This window comes from Promicromonospora sp. NPDC090134, from assembly GCF_044746965.1.
Taxonomy (GTDB): Bacteria; Actinomycetota; Actinomycetes; order Actinomycetales; family Cellulomonadaceae; genus Promicromonospora.
On the sequence record NZ_JBIVCZ010000005.1, the window covers coordinates 292,422 to 308,802 of the forward strand.

Genomic DNA, 16,381 nt, shown 5'->3' on the forward strand with positions numbered 1-16,381 from the left:
GGTGGCACATCTTCTCGGCGCAGACGGCATCGCGCTGACCATCGGCACCCGGACCCTTCTGGCGGACGTCTCGCTGGGGCTCGACGACGGCGACCGCGTCGGCATCGTGGGCCCCAACGGCGCGGGCAAGTCCACCCTGCTGCGCATCTTCGCGGGCGCCACGCTGCCCGACGGCGGCCGCGTCACCCGGGTGGGCGGCTCCACCCTGGGCCTGCTGGACCAGCGCGACGAGCTGCCCGACGACGCCACCGTGCTCGACCTCGTGCACGGCGACGCCGAGACCCACGTCTGGGCCTCGGACGCCCGCGTCCGCGAGGTGCACGACGGCCTGATCGCCGACCTCCCCTGGGACGCCCCGGTCGCGAAGCTGTCGGGCGGCCAGCGCCGCCGTGTGGCGCTCGCGGCCCTGCTCGTCCAGGACCCGGACGTGCTGCTGCTCGACGAGCCCACCAACCACCTCGACGTCGAGGGCGTGGCGTGGCTCGCCGCCCACCTGCGCGAGCGGTACGGCCGCCCGGGCACGACGGGCGCGCTCGTGGTCGTGACGCACGACCGCTGGTTCCTCGACGAGGTCTGCTCCCGCATGTGGGAGGTGCGCGGCGACGGGACCGGCGCCGTCGACGGGTACGAGGGCGGGTACGCGGCCTACATCCTGGCGCGCGCCGAGCGGGCCCGGCAGGCCGCGACGGCTGCCGAGAAGCGGGACAACCTGCTGCGCAAGGAGCTCGCCTGGCTGCGCCGCGGGGCGCCCGCCCGGACGTCGAAGCCCAAGTTCCGGCTCGACGCCGCGTCCGCCCTGATCGACGACGAGCCGCCGCCGCGCGACTCGATGGAGCTCACCCGCATGGCGACGCGGCGGCTCGGCAAGGACGTGCTGGACCTCGAGTCCGTGTCGGTCGCCGTACCGGGCAAGGTCCTGTTCGACGACGTGACCTGGCGGCTCGGCCCCGGCGACCGGTACGGCATCGTGGGCGTCAACGGTGCCGGCAAGACGACGCTGCTCGCGCTGCTCGCCGGTCGCCGTGAGCCGGACTCGGGCCGCGTCAAGCGCGGCAAGACCATCCACGTGCGGGAGCTCTCGCAGGACGTCGCCGAGCTCGACGAGCTCGGGACCCTGAAGGCCGTCGAGGTGATCGAGCAGGAGAAGGGCCGGGTCGTCGTCGACGGCAAGGAGCTCACCGCCGCGCAGCTCACCGAGAAGCTCGGGTTCACGCGCGAGCGCGCGTACACGCCGGTGCGGGACCTGTCCGGTGGCGAACGGCGGCGGCTCCAGCTCCTGCGGCTGCTGGTCTCCGAGCCCAACGTGCTGCTGCTCGACGAGCCCACCAACGACCTCGACACCGACACCCTCGCCGCCGTCGAGGACCTGCTGGACGGCTGGCCCGGCACGCTCATCGTCGTCTCGCACGACCGGTACCTGTTGGAGCGGGTCGCCGACCGGCAGGTCGCGCTGCTCGGCGACGGGACCATCCGCGACCTGCCCGGGGGCGTCGAGGAGTACCTGCGGCTGCGGACGGCGGCCAAGGCGGCGGGCACCCGGGGCACCTCCGGCTCGGACGGCGGTCCCGGGGCTGCCCCGGGGCCCGGCGCGGGTGCGGCCGGGGCGACGGCGGGCGCCCCGGCGGCGGGCGGCGAGGAGCTCTCCCAGCGTGACATCCGCGCCGCGAAGAAGGAGGTCTCCCGGATCGAGCGGCAACTTGCGAAGATTGCCCAGAAAGAGGCTGAGCTGCACGAGAACATCGCGCGGCAGGCAACGGACTATCAGGCCGTCGCGCGGCTGGACGCGGAGCTCCGCGACCTGGTGAGCGAACGGGACGAGCTCGAGGCGGCCTGGTTGGAAGCCGCGGAGGTGGCGGGATGACCGACAACGATCTGACACCGCTCGACGGGGTGGACCGGGCGCTCGTCGACGCACTGCGCAAGGACGGGCGCACCACGCTGGCGGTGCTGTCCGAGATCTCGGGGCTCTCCCTGTCCGCCGTGCAGGTGCGGGTGCGCAAGCTGGAGGCGCGCGGCGTCATCACGGGGTACCGGGCGGTCGTGAACCCGGAGGCGGTCGGGCTGCCGCTCTCCGCCTTCATCGAGATCACGCCCCTGGACCAGGCACAGGAGGACGACGCGCCCGAACGGCTGCGCGGCATGGCCGGCATCGAGTCCTGCTACTCGGTGGCGGGCAACGCGAACTACCTGCTCACCGCGCGGGTGGCGTCGCCGCGGGCGCTGGAGGAGCTGCTCGGCAAGATCCGGCGCACGGCGAAGGTCTCGACGCGCACGACGGTGGTGCTGCAGACGTACTTCGAGGGGCAGACGGCCGAGCTCGACTGAGCCGGCCTGGCTCAGCCCGGCCTGGTCTCAGCCCCGCCTGGCTCAGCGCCGCGCCAGGGCCGGGTGGTCCAGCGCGAGCGTGCCGGCGTCGGCGTCCAGCTCCGCGGTGACGCCGAACGGCACGGTGAGCGGGTCGGGGCCGTGGCCGAACCCGAGCTCGCCCAGGATCGGGATGCCGAGCGGGCCCAGCAGGTCCAGGACCACCGGCTCGACCGGCTCGCAGCCCTGCCACGACCCGAGCACGATGCCCACCGCGCCGTCGAACCAGCCCGCGCGCAGCAGGTGCGTGAGGAACGAGTCGATCCGGTAGGCCTTCTCCTCGATGTCCTCCAGCAGCACGATTCCGCCCGCAGCCGAGGGTGTCGTGGGGCCGGTCCCGACGGACGTCGTCAGGAGCGAGAGGCAGCCGCCGGTCGTGACGCCGCGAGCCGTGCCGCCCACCAGGGTGTGCGCGTCCGGGCCGGTGAGCACCTGCGTGGCCTCCGGCTCGAAGAGCGTGCGCCGCAGGTGCTCACGAGCGAGGTCGGACTTGAGGAACGACATGGTCCCGGACATGGGCCCGTGCAGCGACACCAGGCCGAGCCGCGCGGCGACCGCCTGGTGCAGCACCGTGCAGTCGCTGTACCCGACGAGGACCTTGGGGTCCGTGGCGGCGAGCGCGTCCCAGTCGACGAGCTCGACCATCCGTGCGGCGCCGTAGCCGCCGCGCGCCGTGACGATCGCCCGGACGTCCGGGTCGAGCCAGGCCTCCTGGAAGTCTGCGGCGCGCGCCTCGTCGTGACCCGCCAGGTAGGCGTGGTCCGGGTGCGTGTCCAGCACGTGGGGCATCACCTGTACGTCGAGGCCCCAGTCCCGCAGGTGGGCGACGCCCTCGTCGAGCCGCTCGGCCGGGACGGGGCCGGACGGGGCGACGACGGCGACCGTGTCGCCAGGGCGCAGTCGCGGCGGGCTGATCAGGGGCCGCAGCATGCCGCCGACACTACCTGCCCGACCGTCGTGCGCCCGCTGGTGGTGCTTTCTTTCACTCATCTGAAATCTGGCCCCGGAGCGTGGTCGTGAGCCGGGTGAGAAGTCCCGACAGCAGCAGGCGGTCCTCGGCCGGCAGCCCGGCCAGCAGCGCCTCCTCGTGGGTGAGCAGCTCCCGGACGGCACGTTCGACGAGGGCGTGCCCGGCGTCGGTCAGGGTCACGGCCACGGCCCGCCGTCCGGCGTCGGACGACGAGCGCACGACGAGGCCCTCGCGCTCGGCCCGCGCAACCCGTTGCGAGATCGCGCCGGCGGTGACGAGCGTGTGCGCCGCGAGCTCGCGCGTGGTCAGCGACCAGGGCGTCCCGGACCGGCGCAGGGTGCTGAGCAGGTCGAGCGTCGCGGGGTCGATGCCGATCCGGCGCAGCGTCCGGCGCCGCTCGTCCGCCAGGGTCTTGGCGGCGCGCCACAGCGGCGTGATCACGCCGATCGACGCCACCGGGACACCCGGCAGCTCACGTTCCCACGCTGCGGCGATGGCCTCGGGCGGAACGGCCGCCGTGGAGTCGAAGGGGTACTCGGTCACTCTGACCTCCTGTACGTTTAGATCTAAACGTACACGTCCCCAGGAGGTAGCGGCATGTCCGGACTCGTACTCGTCACGGGCGGATCGGGCGGTATCGGCAGCGCGGTGGCGCGTCGGTTCGTCGAGGAGGGGCGCCAGGTCGTGATCACCGGCCGTGACACGGAACGGCTCGACCGGGCCGCGGAGGCGACGGGCGCGCGCGGGGTGCGCTGCGACGTCGGGCGGCCGGACGACGTCGAGGCGCTGCTCGCGCAGCTCGGCGCGCCCGTCGAGGTGCTGGTGGCCATGGCCGGCGGCAACACGGACTTCGACGGACCCGAGCCGGCGGGCCTCGCGCAGGTGGCCGACGGCTGGCGCGCCAACCTCGACGCGAACCTGATCAGCACCGTGCTGGTCGTGACCGCCGTCCTCGACCGGATGCCGGCCGGCGGCAGCGTCGTCACCGTCGGCTCGATCGGCGCCGAGTACGCGGGCACGTCCTACGGCGTGGCCAAGGCGGCCGTCCAGGCGTGGACGGCCGGTCTGTCCGCGACGGTCGGGCCGCGCGGGATCACCGCGAACTGCGTGGCGCCCGGGTACATCGAGGACACCGGGTACTTCAAGGGCCGGCTCACGCAGGAGCGCCTGAGCCGGCTGGTCGCGGCCACGCACGACAAGCGCCCCGGCACGCCGGACGACGTCGCCGGGCTGGTCTCGTTCCTGGCCTCGCCGGCCGCGCGGCACATCACCGAGCAGACGCTGCACGTGAACGGCGGCGCGCGCACGACCCGTTAGCCCATCGGAACGCATGAGATCCGGTTTCTGCCGGTGCGCCGCTTCCGTCGTGTAAGTGCGAATTGTTACGCTCGCGGTAGCCAGCACCCGCGCCCGGCTCCGCCGTCGGGCACACGAAGGAGCGCGAGGAAATGCCCACCACCCGAACCTGGCTGCAGGCGGGCGGGGGCACCGTGGTCCTTGCCCTGATCGTCGCCGCCGTGGTGCAGGCGGCCAACTCGAGCGCGACCTGGGTGTCCAACGACCCGGTCGGCGAGTGCGGCAAGACGTCCGGCGGCCAGGTGGTCGCGGCGCAGAACGTGCTGTCGGCCGCGACCGGGCTGGAGACCGTGGACGGCACCTGGGACAGCCAGTCGGAGGCCGCGACCAGGGCGTTCCAGGCGTACAACGGGCTGCCCGTCGACGGCTGCGTCGACACCAGCACCTGGGTCACCATGCGCGCGCTGGCCATCTCGCTGTGCGATCCCGACTACAGCTGCCAGGGCCCCGACCACCGCATCCGCTACGCCGCGCCGGGCGGGGCGCGGGACGCCTACCTCGCCGAGAACGACTGCGACTGGGGCTCCTACGTGCTGCCCGGGGTGGCGCGGAGCCCGGTCGCCTCGAACAAGGTCATCGCGCTCTCGCGGGACGCGGTCACCGAGATCGAGTGCGGGGGTTGACGTGGTCACCACCATCGACGAGCCGAAGATCCGGCCCGAGTGGCTGCTCGGCGGGGCCGTGACGCTGCTGGGCGCCATCATCATCGTGGTGGTCACGATGGTGCTCGGCGCGGGCGAGGACGAGCCCGTCCTCGTCCCGGCGGACGCCACGGAGCTCACGGCGAACACCTGCGCCGCCGACCTGCGCCAGCCGCACTGGGTCCCCGACGACGTGCGCCGGGCCGTGGCGGAGTGCCCCGCCGAGATCTCGGCGGGGATGGGCCGCACGACGGCGGAGGACCACCTCGGCACCTGGATCACCTACCCGCTGGACGGCCCCGAGAACGCGGAGACGTTCCGCGGCCGGCCGGGCGCCGGGTGGCCCGAGGAGGAGGTCCGCAGCGGGGCGTACCACCCGGCGTCGGCCATCGTCTACGTGGCGTACCCGGGGTCGGAGGAGCTGTCCGGCAAGCTGTCCGGCGACACCGTGACGGTCGAGTGGCAGGACCTGAAGGAGTCGGGCCTGGAGGCGCGCGTGACCCGGGTGGACAACAACGGGTTCGGCCCGGTCCGGGTCGAGTGGACCGACGACGTGGGCTCCTACCTGCTGCTCGCCACGATCGGCCGCACGCCGACGGCCAACGCGGGGCCCTCGGTCGCCGAGCTGATCCGGATCGCGGACAGCGTCGCCGCCGAGGACGAGTGACCGGCCGGGCGCCCGGGTCTTCTGGGCACCCGGGCGCCTGACCGGTCGGTCCGAGGGGCCGCCCGGGACGGGGCGGCCGAGCTGTCAGAGGGCGGCCGTGAGCGCCTCGTCCAGGGCCTGGACGCCGGCCTCCAGCGCCTCGGCCGGCACCGTCAGGGCCGGGCGGAAGCGGACCGACCGCTCGCCGCAGCCCAGCAGCAGCACGCTCCGCTCGGTGAGCGCGGCCAGCACCCGGTCGCGCACCTCGCGCGAGGGCAGGGTCAGCGCGCACATGAGGCCGCGGCCGCGCACGTCGGTCACGCCGTCGTGCCGCGCGGCGAGCTCGGTGAGCGCGTCCTTGAGCTGCTTGCCCATGGTCCGGGCGCGGTCGACCAGACCCTCCTCCTCGTAGGTCTCCAGGATCCGGCGGGAGCGCACCATGTCGGTGAGGTTGCCGCCCCAGGTGGAGTTGATGCGCGAGGAGACGGCGAACACGTTGTCCGGCACCTCGTCCACGCGGCCGCCGGCCATGATGCCGCAGACCTGCGTCTTCTTGCCGAACGCGACGATGTCGGGCGTGACCCCGAGCTGCTGGTAGGCCCACGTGGTGCCGGTGATCCCGGCGCCGGTCTGGACCTCGTCCATGACGAACAGCGCGTCGAACTCCTGGCACAGCGCCTGCATGCCCTGGAGGAACGAGGGGCGGAAGTGGTGGTCGCCGCCCTCGCCCTGGACGGGCTCCATGATGAAGGCCGCGATGTCGTGGGGGTTGGCCTCGAACGCCGCGCGGGCGGCCCCGAGCGCGGCGGCCTCGGCGGCGTCCATGTCCTTGCCCTCGGCGAGGTACGGGGACGGGATGCGCGGCCAGTCGAACTTGGGGAAGCGGGCGACCTTGCCCGGCTCCGTGTTGGTGAGCGACATCGTGTAGCCCGACCGGCCGTGGAACGCGTGCTCCAGGTGCATCACCTGGGTGCCGAGCTCCGGGGACCGGCCGTTCGCCTCGTTGTGGCGGGACTTCCAGTCGAACGCGACCTTGAGCGCGTTCTCGACGGCCAGCGCCCCGCCGTCGATGAAGAACAGGTGCGGCAGGGCCGGGTCGCCCAGCACCCGCGCGAACGTGTCGGCGAACCGCGCCATCTCGACCGTGTAGATGTCGGAGTTGGACGGCTTGTTGATCGCGGCGCTGGCGAGCTCCTCGCGGAAGGCCGGGTCGTCGGCCAGGGCGGGATGGTTCATGCCGAGGGGTGAGGAGGCGAAGAACGTGAACAGGTCGAGCCACTCGTGACCGTCCCGCGCGTCGACGAGCGTGGAGCCGTGCGACCGGGTGAGGTCGAGGACGAGGTCGAACCCGTCGACGAGGAGGTGCTCGCGGAGGGTGGGGAGCACTGCGGTGGGCTCAAGGTGTGTCGTCATGCTGGAAAGATTGGCAATGATCCTGCCAAGTTTCAACGAGTATGGAAAAGTTCCTGTTATGGCCGTCCGGGCCCCCGACGCCGGGTCGCGACCAGCTCGGCCGTCCCGAGCGCCAGCGTGGACCCCAGCATCACCACGAGCGCCGCGGTCCAGCCGCCCGACGCCGCATGCACCGCGCCGATCACCGCGGGCGCGGACGCCGCCACGGCGTAGCCGAAGGCCTGCACGGCCGCGACCGTCCGCCGGGTCTGGGCGACGGTGCGGCACCGCTGCGCGACCACCGTGAAGATCACCACGAAGTTCCCGCCCTGGGCGATCCCCGCGAGGCTCACCCACAGCAGCCACCACTGCGGCGCGAGCAGCAGGCCGGCCGGCAGCGAGACCCAGAGCAGGGCCATCACCACCGCGGCGCCGCGCATCGGCACCCGGGCGGCCAGGGCGAGCGGCACCAGCACGCTGCCCACGATGGCGAGCCCCTGGAACGGCGCGGCGGCGTTGCCCGCGGTGGTCACCGACACGCCCAGCAGGTCGCGCAGCAGCTCCGGCAGCCACCCCGTCACCGCGAAGTAGGAGAAGGACTGGCCCGCGAACGCGACGGTGAGCACCCAGGTGATCGGACGGCGCAGCACGCCGGCCCAGGTCTCCTCGGGCCGCTCCGCCACGTGCGGAGCGGCCGTGGCGGCGGGCCGGTCGACGAGGTGGCGGGTGGTGATCTTCCACCACACGAGCGCGACCACCGCCACGATCGCCCACGACGCGATGGCGCCCCGCCACCCGAGCAGGGCGGCGAGGGGCGCGGTGAGCGACGTCGCGAAGACCGACCCGAGGTTCATCACCGACGAGTACAGGCCGGTGGCCGACGCCGTCCGCGCCGGGAAGTCCCGCGCGATGATGACCGGGACCACCACGTTGCCCACGGTGATGGCCGCGCCCAGCACGACGGTCCCCGTGAAGGCCGCCACCACACCCACGGTGCCCGACCCGGCCGACCGGATCAGCGTGCCCACGATCACCCCGACCAGGGCGACCGTGACCGCCGCGTACGGCCCGACCCGCGCGATCAGGGTCGACGCCGCAGGCGCCACCACGCTGAAGCAGAGCGCCGGGATGCCCACGAGGAGGCCCGCCAGGGTCTGGTCGAGGCCGAGCCCGGCGGCGACGTCGGACATGACCGGCGGGAGAGACGTGATGGGGGTGCGGAGGTTCAGGGCGAAGACGAGTACCGCGACGAGCAGCGCGGAGCTGCCCGCCGCCGCGCGGATGTTGCTCATGATGCGTTCATTGTGCGCGACGGCGGCAGTTGGTTGCGTCGGGCGTCCATCGCATCACCACACGATGTGCTGCTCGACACCCCGGTTCCCCCAGGAGGGATTGCGGCTTTCCCGCTAGATTGGGCGACCGGTCACGACTGGAACAACTGAGGTGTGGAATGAACCAGCGGCAGGTCTTCCCCGCGGTGGGAGCACTCGTCGGCGTACTCATGCTGTCGGGATGCGGGTTCGATCTCGGCAAGGTGGACTACACGGAGCCCGAGTTCGTCGGCTCCTGGGTGGGTGACGGCGCCGGGACCGTCGTGGCGCTCGGCGAGGACCGGACGTTCACGGCCGTCGGCGTCCCGGACGAGCTGCTCGACGGCGCGGGCAGCGACGTACCCGCCGAGATCGAGGGCACCTGGAAGTACAACTCGAAGAGTTCCGCGGACCACGTCGAGCTGACGGTCACCGACGCCGACGGCATGCCGGCGAAGCTCGGCGAGCTGCCCCTGTACGTGGCCGACGCCGACGACCTCTTCTTCCTGCCGGACCAGGTGGGCCGCGAGAAGATCATGGTGAGCCGGGACCGCTGACCCGCGTCGGTCGCCGGGCCGGCCGGTCCTACTCGTCGAACTGGGCGGTCACCGTGCGGAGCAGGGCCGCGAGCTGCGGGCGCTCCGCGGGGGACAGGGCGGTCAGCACCTTGGCCTCGATGTCGAGGAGGTCGCTCATCGCGGCGTCGACCCGCGCCAACCCCTCGTCGGTGAGCTCGACCAGCACACCGCGGCGGTCGTCCGGGGAGCGGTGCCGCTTGACGAACCCGCGTGACTCCAGCCGGTCGATCCGGTTGGTCATGGTGCCGCTCGTGACCAGGGTCTGGGTGACGAGCGTGCCCGGCGACAGGCGATAGGGCTCGCCGGCGCGGCGCAGCGCCGAGAGCACGTCGAACTCCCAGGTCTCCAGGCTGTGCCGCGCGAACGCCGTGCGGCGGGCGAGGTCCAGGTGCCGGGCCAGCCGGGACACCCGGCTGAACACCGTGAGGGGTTCGAGCTCGAGGTCCGGGCGCACGTGGTGCCACGCGGCGACGATGCGGTCGACCTCGTCGGCGGGACCTGTGTGCTCCATGGCGAGAGGCTACCGGATGTCTCGATATCAAGAATCTCGACCGGACGCGTGGCGCGCGTACCGTGGTGGGCGACGGCGCGACGACCGTAGGCTCAGGCATCGTGGGAACAGACATCAGGGTGCACCAGGTCTACGCCGGACGAGTGCTACAGGGTGCCGGGGCGCGAGCCCTCGTGCCGGACGAGATCGAACGGCTCGGGGCGCTGCGGGTGCTGGTGGTCGCGGCGCCCTCGTCGGCCGAGGTGGCGCAGGACCTGGCGACGAACCTGGGGGAGCGGTATGCCGCGACCTTCGGGCGCCCGGCCCAGCACACCCCCGTCGAGGTGACCGCCGAGGCGCTCGCCGTCGCGCGGGAGGTGCGCGCCGACGCGCTCGTGGCGATCGGCGGCGGGTCGGCGATCGGGCTCGCCAAGGCGCTCGCGATCCGGACCGGCATGCCGCAGGTCGCCGTGCCCACCACCTACGCGGGTTCGGAGGCGACGCCCGTCCTCGGGGAGACCGAGAACGGCGTCAAGACGACGCGGCGCGACCCCGCCCTCGCGCCCGGCACCGTCGTCTACGACCCGGAGCTCACGCTGTCGATGCCCCACGGGCTCACGCTGACCTCCGCCCTCAACGCGCTGGCCCACGCGGTCGAGGCGCTGTGGGACACCGGGGCGAGCGCGGCGACCCGCGCGTACGGGGTCGAGGCCGCGGACGGCATCCTGTCCGCGCTCCCCGTGGTGCTGGACCGGCTGTCCGACGTCGACGCGCGGGGCCGGCTCCAGGAGGCGGCATGGCTGGCGGGCGCGTGCCTGGCGCAGGCGCGGATGGGGCTGCACCACCAGCTCGCCCACGTGCTCGGCGGCACCTACGGCCTGCCGCACGCCGAGCTGCACGCCCTGCTGCTGCCCCACGTGATGCGGTTCGACCTGGTCGCCGCCCCGGACGCGGCCGCGCGCCTGACGCGCGTCGCGAACGGTGACCCGGCGGCCGCGGTGGCGGCGCTCGCGGCCCGGCACGACGGTCCGACGACGCTCGGCGCGCTCGGCCTGCCCCGCACCGCGCTGCGCGAGGCGGCCGAGCGGGTGGCGGCCGACCCCTACCCGAACCCGCGCCAGGTCACCGCCGACGCGGTGGAGGAGCTGCTGCTCGCCGCGTGGTGAGCAGCGTGGTCGGCCGCGTGCGTCTCAGCCGGCCGTCCTGCGTCCCAGCAGGTGCGCCTGCGGGAACCCCCGCGCCGGGTCCTCGCCCGGCGCGATCACCAGGCGGGCGACCTCGGCCACGCCGTTCCGGCCGAGCAGGCCGACGACATGGTCGGGCGAGTACCGCCAGGCGGGCGACACCTTGTGGTCGAAGGGTTCGGCCGGGCCGCCCGCGGCGTCGAGCGCCTGGAACGACAGCAGGAGGTACCCGCCCGGGGCCAGGAAGCGGCTCAGCTCGGCAAGCGTCGCCGGGAGCGCGTCCGGCGGCGTGTGGATGACGGAGTAGTTCGCCACCACCCCGGCCAGGCCGCCCGTCGCGACACCGAGCGCGCCGAGGTCGCCCATGTCGCCGACGTCGAACCGCACGCCCGGGTAGGCCGCGCGGGCATGCTCCACGAGCCGAGGCGACAGGTCGACGCCGAACGCGTCGACGCCCCGGTCCCGGAGGAACGCGGTGACGTGCCCGGGGCCGCAGCCGACGTCGGCCACCTGCCCGCCGGCTGACTGCCCGCCGGACTGCCGGACCAGGTCGGCGAACGCCTGGAGCATGACGTGGTTCAGGGGCTGCCCGGTGAACGCCTCGCCGATGAACGCGGTGTAGGCCTCGGCCTTGTCGTCGTAGTCGTCGCGGACGGTCGCGAGCTGCTCGGAGGACGTCACGCGGCGCAGCCTAGTTCGACACCGGCGGCAATCGTCAGTGCTTGCCGAGCACGGGGATGTCGGTAGAATTCTTGTTGCGAGGGGCACTAGCCCCGAGAAGTGAGCCCGGGAGCCTACCCTTCAGGTGGGTGGCCCGGGCTTCGCGCTGTCAGGGCACCTCGTGGAGCTGGGCGACCATCGGGCGCACCCGGTCACGCCACGAACCGACCCGCTGCCACGCCCACGCGACCGCATCCGCTGCCCAGAGCAATGGTTCCTCGTGGCGGTGCAGATGGTCGTAGCGGGTCTCGCTCTTGTGCAGCTCCTCGTACAGCCAACGGCGGTCCTTACCGACGACGCTCTCGTCGAGATCCAGGACGACCACGCCGGCTTCCACCGCCACGCAGCACTGGGCAAGCTTCCGGACGCACGTCTCTCGTTGCTGCAGGCCGCGCCGCCCGGTGGCCTGCACGACCATCGCCGTGACCTCGTGCGCGACCAGGACGTCCAGTACGGCGTGGCGAAGCTCGTCCCGAGCCCCGTTGAAGTGAACGCTGCGTCGCCCGCGAGGCCGGAGTTGGTGCCCGGTCAGATGTGCGCCGCCTGGGAGTCGACGGCCGCGAAGTGCTCGCGGGCCGGGCAGGTGCTGACCGGCGCCCAGGGACAACTGACTCTCGTTCAGAAATATGTCCGCTTCATGGCGGACCATGGTTCAGTTTCACCCCCAATATCACAGGGTGAAACCGGGTGCGCATTAAAGCCGAATATCCATTTCCCGTTGCAGCGTCCGTGTCGTGTGCTTAATGTATGGAACGCGAACACTGTTCCGCTCGCAGGTGATCATCCTGTGATTCCCGTTTTCCGGAAGGAAAAAGCACCATGTCTGTTGTTGACATCGTCTCGACCCTGCTCGACTCCCTCGGCATCACCCTGGCGCAGATCCGCGTCCTTCTGGGTCTCTGAGCAGGGAATACGCCGCTATAGCGGCGTGAGCAACATCCCCAGCCAAAGCGAACGCCTCCTGCGTACAAAACGCAGGAGGCGTTCGTTCTTTTGCGCTGACGCAGACATTGTTGCGTCCGCGCAAACTGACTTGACGAGTCCGGGCATTTCAGTGGTCCGCGGCATTTTGCCGCCGGTATTGACGCTCCGTCAATGTGTGGAGGGTCCGGGAGTCAGCGCGACATCTTTGTCAGAGCCGGCTTCTTCTCCATGTTGTGCAGGCCGTTCCAGGCCAGGTTCACCAGGTGCGCCGCCACCTCGGTCTTCCTGGGGCTGCGCGCGTCCAGCCAGTACTGGCCCGTGAGCGCGATCATCCCGACCAGCATCTGCGCGTAGAGCGGGGCGGCCTTGGTGTCCAGCCCGTTCTCCCGGAACTGCGGCTCCAGGATCGCCTCGACCTGGGTGGCGACGTCGCCGATCAGGCTGGAGAAGGTCCCCGTCGCCTGCGCCACGGGGGAGTCGCGCACGAGGATCCGGAAACCGTCCTCGGACGACTCGATGTAGTCGAGGAGGGCGAGCGCCGTCCGCTCCAGCAGCACCTTCGGGTGGCCGCCGGAGCCGAGCGCCCCGGTCAGGGCGTGGGTCAGGGCCTGCACCTCGCGGTCCACGACCACGGCGTAGATGCCCTCCTTGCCGCCGAAGTGCTCGTAGACCACGGGCTTGGACACCTCGGCCCGGGCCGCGATCTCCTCCACGCTGGTGCCCTCGAAGCCCTTCTGGGCGAACAGGCCGCGGCTGACCGTGAGCAGCTGCTCACGCCGCTGGCTGGCCGTCATGCGAGGTCGATGGGTACGTCGGTTTTCGGCGGCCATGGGGTTCATTGTGCCCGAGCGGCCGTTCGGGGCGTGTCCCGGCCGGGCCGGCCCGCGGCGCGGATGTGGCTGACGACTCGACCGGTCCGGCATGGGGCATGCCCCGGGACCTGGCAGACTGTTCACGGACGTGCGACGGTGGCACACGCCCGCCTCGGGTCACGACGGAGCCTCCCGCGCGCCCGGTCCGCCTTGGTGTAATCGGCAGCACAGAGGTTTTTGGTGCCTTTAGTCCAGGTTCGAATCCTGGGGGCGGAGCCATCCGGATCTGACGAACCCACCGATCGGAGCACTCGTGACCGAGACACCTCAGCCGGCAGCAGTCATCGTTCTTGCCGCCGGCCAGGGCACCCGCATGAAGTCAGCGCTGCCGAAGATCCTGCACCCCCTCGGCGGCAAGCCGATGGTGGGGCACGCGCTGGCTGCGGCTCGCGAGCTCGAGCCCGCGCAGGTCGCCGTGGTGGTCCGGCACGAGCGCGACCTGGTCGCCGAGGCCGTCGGGCAGCTCGACCCCGGCGCGATCCTCGTGGACCAGGACGACATCCCGGGCACCGGCCGCGCCGTGCAGTGCGCGCTGGCGGCGCTCGACTCCAAGGCCCAGGCGGCGTCCGCCGCGGCGGGCCTGGCCGACGGCGAGGTCGTGGGTGAGGGCATCGAGGGGCCGGTCGTCGTCGTGGCGGGCGACGTCCCGCTGCTCGACGGCGCCACGCTCGGCCAGCTCCTCGCCGCGCACCACGCGGACGGCAACGCCGTCACCATCCTCACCACCGAGGTCGCGGACGCGACCGGCTACGGCCGGATCGTCCGCGAGAAGGACACGGGGGACGTGCTCGAGATCGTCGAGCACAAGGACGCGAGCGCGGACCAGCTCGGGATCCTGGAGATCAACTCGTCGGTGTACGTGTTCGACGCCGCCACCCTGCGCCGCGGGCTGAACGGGCTGGACAGCAAGAACGCGCAGGGCGAGGTCTACCTGACCGACGTCGTCGCGTTCGCCCGCTCCGAGGGCCTGCACGTGCGCGCGCTGCTCGCCGACGACCCGATGCTGGTCGAGGGCGTCAACGACCGTGTTGCGCTCTCCGTCCTCGCCCGCGAGATGAACCGCCGTGTCGTCGAGGAGTGGCAGCGCGCGGGCGTGACGGTCCAGGACCCGGCCACCACGTGGATCGACGTCGACGTCGAGCTCGCCCCCGACGTCACGCTCCTGCCGAACACGCAGCTCAAGGGCGCCACCGTGGTCGCCACGGGCGCGACGATCGGCCCGGACACCACGCTGACCGACGTCGAGGTGGGCGCGGACGCCACGGTGGTCCGCACGCACGGGTCGCTCGCCGTCATCGGCGAGGGCGCCTCCGTCGGCCCGTTCGCCTACCTGCGCCCCGGCACGAAGCTGGGTCGCAAGGGCAAGATCGGCACCTTCGTCGAGACCAAGAACGCCGAGATCGGCGAGGGCAGCAAGGTGCCGCACCTCTCCTATGTCGGTGACGCCTCGATCGGCGAGCACACCAACATCGGCGCCGCGTCGGTGACCGTCAACTACGACGGCGTGCACAAGCACCGCACGGTGATCGGCTCGCACGCGCGCACCGGCGCGGACAACATGTTCGTCGCACCCGTGACCGTGGGTGACGGCGCGTACACGGCTGCCGGCTCCGTGATCCGCCGGGACGTGCCCGCGGGCGCGCTCGGGGTCACCGCCGGGCAGCAGCGCAACATCGAGGGCTGGGTCGGCCGTCGCCGGCCGGGCACGGCCGCGGCGGACGCCGCGGCGTCGGCCAGCGCGCCGTCCGGCCTCGGTGACCAGGCACAGCGACAGCTTGCCCAACAGAATGCAGCCGGGGCTCCCACGGCCCCGCAGGCCGTACCGGCCGACCAGGCCCCCGTCCCGGGGGCCGACGAGGAAGGAAAGTCGCACTGATGTCCAGCACCGTTCCCGGACCCAACCGCCACCCGCTCGTCCTGGCGGCGGGCCGAGCGCATCCTGAGCTGGCGAAGAACGTCGCGAAGGAGCTGGGCATCGACCTCCTGGGCGTGTCCGCGTACGACTTCGCGAACAGCGAGACCTACGTCCGCTTCAGCGACTCCGTGCGCGGCATGGACCTGTTCCTGCTCCAGTCGCACACCATGCCGGTCAACCAGTGGATCATGGAGCAGCTGCTCATGGTCGACGCGGCCAAGCGCGCCTCGGCGCACTCCGTCACCGTGGTCGCGCCGTTCTTCGGCTACGCCCGGCAGGACAAGAAGAGCCGCGGCCGCGAGCCGATCTCGGCCCGTCTCATCGCGGACCTGTTCAAGACGGCGGGCGCGGACCGCCTGATGAGCGTCGACCTGCACACCGCGCAGATCCAGGGCTTCTTCGACGGGCCCGTGGACCACCTGTGGGCCATGCCGATCCTGGTCGACTACGTGCGCACCCGCGTCGACGTCGAGAACGTCACCGTCGTGTCGCCCGACGCCGGCCGCATCCGCGTCGCCGAGATCTGGGCCTCCAAGCTGGGCGGCGGCCCGCTGGCGTTCGTGCACAAGACGCGCGACGTCACGCGGCCCAACCAGTCCGTCGCCAACCGCGTGGTGGGCGACGTCCAGGGCCGGGACTGCGTGCTGGTGGACGACCTGATCGACACCGGCGGCACCATCGCCGAGGCCGTCAAGGTGATCATGGCGGCGGGCGCCAAGTCCGTGACCGTCGCGGCGACGCACGGCGTGCTGTCCGGTCCGGCCAAGCAGCGGCTCACCGAGTGCGGGGCGCGCGAGGTCGTGGTCACCGATACGCTGCCGATCGAGGAGGACCGCCGGTTCGACACCCTCAAGGTGCTCTCGATCGCGCCGCTGCTGGCCTCTGCGATCAACGAGGTCCACTCCGACGGGTCCGTGACCTCGCTGTTCGACGGCAACTCCTGATCCGGAGCGCCGAGCGGGACACTTGACTCAGACCCGGCCAACGGTGGACCGTGTCTTGACATCGATCTGGGAGGG

17 protein-coding genes and 1 tRNA gene are annotated in these 16,381 nt (G+C 72.3%); 10 read left to right on the top strand and 8 right to left on the bottom strand.

What is annotated here, in order from left to right:
- Position 1 precedes the first annotated feature (1 nt).
- Positions 2–1,861 (top strand): ABC-F family ATP-binding cassette domain-containing protein, encoded by a 1,860-nt coding sequence (locus ACIPN7_RS16025; protein WP_400543966.1) that lies wholly within the window; start codon positions 2–4, stop codon positions 1,859–1,861.
- Complete coding sequence (locus ACIPN7_RS16030) at positions 1,858–2,325, top strand: Lrp/AsnC family transcriptional regulator (RefSeq protein ID WP_377227827.1); 468 nt, start codon at positions 1,858–1,860, stop codon at positions 2,323–2,325. Before ACIPN7_RS16025 ends, ACIPN7_RS16030 begins: the two co-directional genes overlap by 4 nt.
- A 42-nt stretch (positions 2,326–2,367) precedes the next feature.
- On the opposite strand, the gene ACIPN7_RS16035 is transcribed toward ACIPN7_RS16030, so the two are convergent.
- A complete protein-coding gene (locus ACIPN7_RS16035; RefSeq protein WP_400543970.1) occupies positions 2,368–3,294 on the bottom strand; it encodes an LD-carboxypeptidase in 927 nt (308 codons plus the stop codon).
- 52 nt (positions 3,295–3,346) lie between these two features.
- Positions 3,347–3,877: a MarR family winged helix-turn-helix transcriptional regulator gene (locus ACIPN7_RS16040; RefSeq protein ID WP_400543973.1), complete on the bottom strand. Its 531-nt coding sequence runs from the start codon at positions 3,875–3,877 to the stop codon at positions 3,347–3,349.
- Positions 3,878–3,931: 54 nt separating this feature from the next.
- Here ACIPN7_RS16040 and ACIPN7_RS16045 point away from each other — a divergent pair, with 54 nt between their 5' ends.
- The 3 genes from ACIPN7_RS16045 (at position 3,932) to ACIPN7_RS16055 (ending at position 5,998) form a co-directional block, all read left to right on the top strand.
- Entirely contained in the window at positions 3,932–4,651 is a 720-nt protein-coding gene (locus ACIPN7_RS16045) for an SDR family NAD(P)-dependent oxidoreductase (RefSeq protein WP_400543976.1), read from the top strand.
- A gap of 131 nt (positions 4,652–4,782) precedes the next feature.
- A complete protein-coding gene (locus ACIPN7_RS16050; RefSeq protein ID WP_357486118.1) occupies positions 4,783–5,313 on the top strand; it encodes a peptidoglycan-binding domain-containing protein in 531 nt (176 codons plus the stop codon).
- Position 5,314: 1 nt separating this feature from the next.
- Positions 5,315–5,998, top strand: a complete 684-nt coding sequence (locus ACIPN7_RS16055) for a hypothetical protein (RefSeq protein ID WP_400543979.1) — start codon at positions 5,315–5,317, stop codon at positions 5,996–5,998.
- Positions 5,999–6,082: 84 nt separating this feature from the next.
- Here the strand turns inward: ACIPN7_RS16055 and lat are convergent, their stop codons facing one another.
- Entirely contained in the window at positions 6,083–7,390 is a 1,308-nt protein-coding gene (gene lat / locus ACIPN7_RS16060; RefSeq protein ID WP_400543982.1) for an L-lysine 6-transaminase, read from the bottom strand.
- Between the two features lie 56 nt (positions 7,391–7,446).
- Complete coding sequence (locus tag ACIPN7_RS16065) at positions 7,447–8,661, bottom strand: CynX/NimT family MFS transporter (protein ID WP_400543985.1); 1,215 nt, start codon at positions 8,659–8,661, stop codon at positions 7,447–7,449.
- 158 nt (positions 8,662–8,819) lie between these two features.
- Here ACIPN7_RS16065 and ACIPN7_RS16070 point away from each other — a divergent pair, with 158 nt between their 5' ends.
- Positions 8,820–9,236, top strand: a complete 417-nt coding sequence (locus ACIPN7_RS16070) for a hypothetical protein (protein ID WP_397398325.1) — start codon at positions 8,820–8,822, stop codon at positions 9,234–9,236.
- Between the two features lie 28 nt (positions 9,237–9,264).
- Here ACIPN7_RS16070 and ACIPN7_RS16075 read toward each other — a convergent pair whose 3' ends face one another.
- Positions 9,265–9,768: a MarR family winged helix-turn-helix transcriptional regulator gene (locus ACIPN7_RS16075; RefSeq protein ID WP_400543988.1), complete on the bottom strand. Its 504-nt coding sequence runs from the start codon at positions 9,766–9,768 to the stop codon at positions 9,265–9,267.
- Between the two features lie 101 nt (positions 9,769–9,869).
- Between ACIPN7_RS16075 and ACIPN7_RS16080 the strand changes: the two genes are divergently transcribed.
- Positions 9,870–10,913: a maleylacetate reductase gene (locus ACIPN7_RS16080; protein ID WP_400543991.1), complete on the top strand. Its 1,044-nt coding sequence runs from the start codon at positions 9,870–9,872 to the stop codon at positions 10,911–10,913.
- 24 nt (positions 10,914–10,937) lie between these two features.
- On the opposite strand, the gene ACIPN7_RS16085 is transcribed toward ACIPN7_RS16080, so the two are convergent.
- The 3 genes from ACIPN7_RS16085 to ACIPN7_RS16095 all read right to left on the bottom strand — a co-directional run bounded on the left by ACIPN7_RS16085 (position 10,938) and on the right by ACIPN7_RS16095 (position 13,369).
- Positions 10,938–11,612: a class I SAM-dependent DNA methyltransferase gene (locus ACIPN7_RS16085; RefSeq protein ID WP_400543994.1), complete on the bottom strand. Its 675-nt coding sequence runs from the start codon at positions 11,610–11,612 to the stop codon at positions 10,938–10,940.
- A gap of 148 nt (positions 11,613–11,760) precedes the next feature.
- The gene (locus ACIPN7_RS16090; protein ID WP_400543997.1) at positions 11,761–12,069 is read right to left on the bottom strand and encodes a hypothetical protein; all 309 of its coding nucleotides are present in this window, start codon (positions 12,067–12,069) and stop codon (positions 11,761–11,763) included.
- A gap of 697 nt (positions 12,070–12,766) precedes the next feature.
- The gene (locus ACIPN7_RS16095; RefSeq protein WP_285105724.1) at positions 12,767–13,369 is read right to left on the bottom strand and encodes a TetR/AcrR family transcriptional regulator; all 603 of its coding nucleotides are present in this window, start codon (positions 13,367–13,369) and stop codon (positions 12,767–12,769) included.
- A 222-nt stretch (positions 13,370–13,591) separates the two neighbouring features.
- Between ACIPN7_RS16095 and ACIPN7_RS16100 the strand changes: the two genes are divergently transcribed.
- The 3 genes from ACIPN7_RS16100 (at position 13,592) to ACIPN7_RS16110 (ending at position 16,306) form a co-directional block, all read left to right on the top strand.
- Positions 13,592–13,666: transfer RNA gene (locus ACIPN7_RS16100), tRNA-Gln, on the top strand.
- 94 nt (positions 13,667–13,760) lie between these two features.
- The gene (gene glmU / locus ACIPN7_RS16105; RefSeq protein WP_400544401.1) at positions 13,761–15,323 is read left to right on the top strand and encodes a bifunctional UDP-N-acetylglucosamine diphosphorylase/glucosamine-1-phosphate N-acetyltransferase GlmU; all 1,563 of its coding nucleotides are present in this window, start codon (positions 13,761–13,763) and stop codon (positions 15,321–15,323) included.
- Positions 15,323–16,306, top strand: a complete 984-nt coding sequence (locus tag ACIPN7_RS16110) for a ribose-phosphate diphosphokinase (RefSeq protein WP_400544001.1) — start codon at positions 15,323–15,325, stop codon at positions 16,304–16,306. Before glmU ends, ACIPN7_RS16110 begins: the two co-directional genes overlap by 1 nt.
- Positions 16,307–16,381: the final 75 nt, after the last annotated feature.

Coding starts and splice junctions, on each gene's coding strand:
- ACIPN7_RS16030 (WP_377227827.1), top strand. CDS start 1,858: ATGACCGACAACGATCTGACACCGCTCGACGGGGTGGACCGGGCGCTC.
- ACIPN7_RS16035 (WP_400543970.1), bottom strand. CDS start 3,294: ATGCTGCGGCCCCTGATCAGCCCGCCGCGACTGCGCCCTGGCGACACG.
- ACIPN7_RS16045 (WP_400543976.1), top strand. CDS start 3,932: ATGTCCGGACTCGTACTCGTCACGGGCGGATCGGGCGGTATCGGCAGC.
- ACIPN7_RS16050 (WP_357486118.1), top strand. CDS start 4,783: ATGCCCACCACCCGAACCTGGCTGCAGGCGGGCGGGGGCACCGTGGTC.
- lat (WP_400543982.1), bottom strand. CDS start 7,390: ATGACGACACACCTTGAGCCCACCGCAGTGCTCCCCACCCTCCGCGAG.
- ACIPN7_RS16065 (WP_400543985.1), bottom strand. CDS start 8,661: ATGAGCAACATCCGCGCGGCGGCGGGCAGCTCCGCGCTGCTCGTCGCG.
- ACIPN7_RS16070 (WP_397398325.1), top strand. CDS start 8,820: ATGAACCAGCGGCAGGTCTTCCCCGCGGTGGGAGCACTCGTCGGCGTA.
- ACIPN7_RS16075 (WP_400543988.1), bottom strand. CDS start 9,768: ATGGAGCACACAGGTCCCGCCGACGAGGTCGACCGCATCGTCGCCGCG.
- ACIPN7_RS16090 (WP_400543997.1), bottom strand. CDS start 12,069: ATGGTCGTGCAGGCCACCGGGCGGCGCGGCCTGCAGCAACGAGAGACG.
- ACIPN7_RS16095 (WP_285105724.1), bottom strand. CDS start 13,369: ATGACGGCCAGCCAGCGGCGTGAGCAGCTGCTCACGGTCAGCCGCGGC.
- glmU (WP_400544401.1), top strand. CDS start 13,761: ATGAAGTCAGCGCTGCCGAAGATCCTGCACCCCCTCGGCGGCAAGCCG.
- ACIPN7_RS16110 (WP_400544001.1), top strand. CDS start 15,323: ATGTCCAGCACCGTTCCCGGACCCAACCGCCACCCGCTCGTCCTGGCG.